This window comes from Dolichospermum circinale AWQC131C, assembly GCF_000426905.1.
Classification (GTDB): domain Bacteria; phylum Cyanobacteriota; class Cyanobacteriia; order Cyanobacteriales; family Nostocaceae; genus Dolichospermum; species Dolichospermum circinale.
In genome coordinates, this window is the sequence record NZ_KE384597.1 from 1 (window position 1) to 1,163 (window position 1,163).

A 1,163-nucleotide genomic window follows, 5' to 3' on the forward strand; every position below is an offset into this window, starting at 1 on the left:
TGAAATCATCCGTGATTATTGTGTATCTTAATGTCTCATTCTTAAGTTAAATGACTATAACTGTGAATAATCAGCCTCTTCCCCAACACCATAATTAGCATCTTTTCTAATATTTGCTGGAGCATTTAGTAATACTTTGGTAATTGTTTGACGGTCTGATTCAGAAAGGTTAGGAGATAAATAAACATTACCGCCAGGGATTTGTTTACTAAGGTGAATAATATTTAAGTCTTTGTCATCCTTAACAGCTATATATGCCGCAGCGCCTATATCAGCTTTTCCAGTTTTTACTAATTCTCTGATTTTAGATGATTTATGACCCATATTTACTTTCAGGGTTTTACCATATAAATCATAAGCCGCCATATAAAAACTAGATGCTGAGTTAAAATCACCCATAGCAATAGTATGTATTGGTTTTAAATCATTTAAGGATTTAATAGGACTATTAGTTTTTGTAAATATGGTAGCTTGGTAATATGGGGGACTATCAGGAAACATCGGGGCTGCAAAGGAATAACCATTATTTTTAGCAGCTATGGAAAGCATTGGTGACTGAGGAAAGGAAATATCCCATTCCTTATTAATCATTCTTTTTCTGGCTTCTTCGTAAGATAGGTTTTCATCACCATCAATAACTATCTGGACTTTATTACCAAATTGCTGTTTGAGGTAAGTAGCTAATCCTTGATAGTATTTTGGTGAACTGAGAATCCCAATAGTTAAAGTGGTGGCTTTTACTTCTTGATGCGGGGAAAATGTTGGTGAAATTAAAGTAACTACAACACCAATACCACAGATGATTCCTACTGTACCCAATATAGCTGCTATTTTGAGTATTCTGGCTTTATTGGTTGTTTGATTTGTTTGGGTATCTGTATGGTTAGTCATTTGATGCTTCTCTAATTTAGATTAGACTTGTTCACTATCATTTAACATCATGATAAAGAATACTCTGAATCATATAGCCATTCCCATACCTAATAAATTAATAATTATTGATGATTAGATTATTAACTGCTCTATCTAAAACCCCAAAAAAAATGCTCCCCATTTCTGGAGAGCATTTCTTTAATTAAGCTCTGTTAAGAAAGCTTGAATTATTAACCGTTGATTGCAGGAGCGCTCAAAGCAACAGGAGCAACATCAGCAGCAGCCAAGTC

The 1,163-nt window shown here is 34.0% G+C and carries 1 protein-coding gene; it reads right to left on the reverse strand.

The window, feature by feature from the left end; genetic code table 11:
- Positions 1 to 54: 54 nt before the first annotated feature.
- A complete protein-coding gene (locus tag ACIR131C_RS21975) occupies positions 55 to 891 on the reverse strand; it encodes a phosphate/phosphite/phosphonate ABC transporter substrate-binding protein (RefSeq protein WP_081677162.1) in 837 nt (278 codons plus the stop codon).
- Between the last annotated feature and the right edge of the window lie 272 nt (positions 892 to 1,163).

Coding starts and splice junctions, on each gene's coding strand:
- ACIR131C_RS21975 (WP_081677162.1), bottom strand. CDS start 891: ATGACTAACCATACAGATACCCAAACAAATCAAACAACCAATAAAGCC.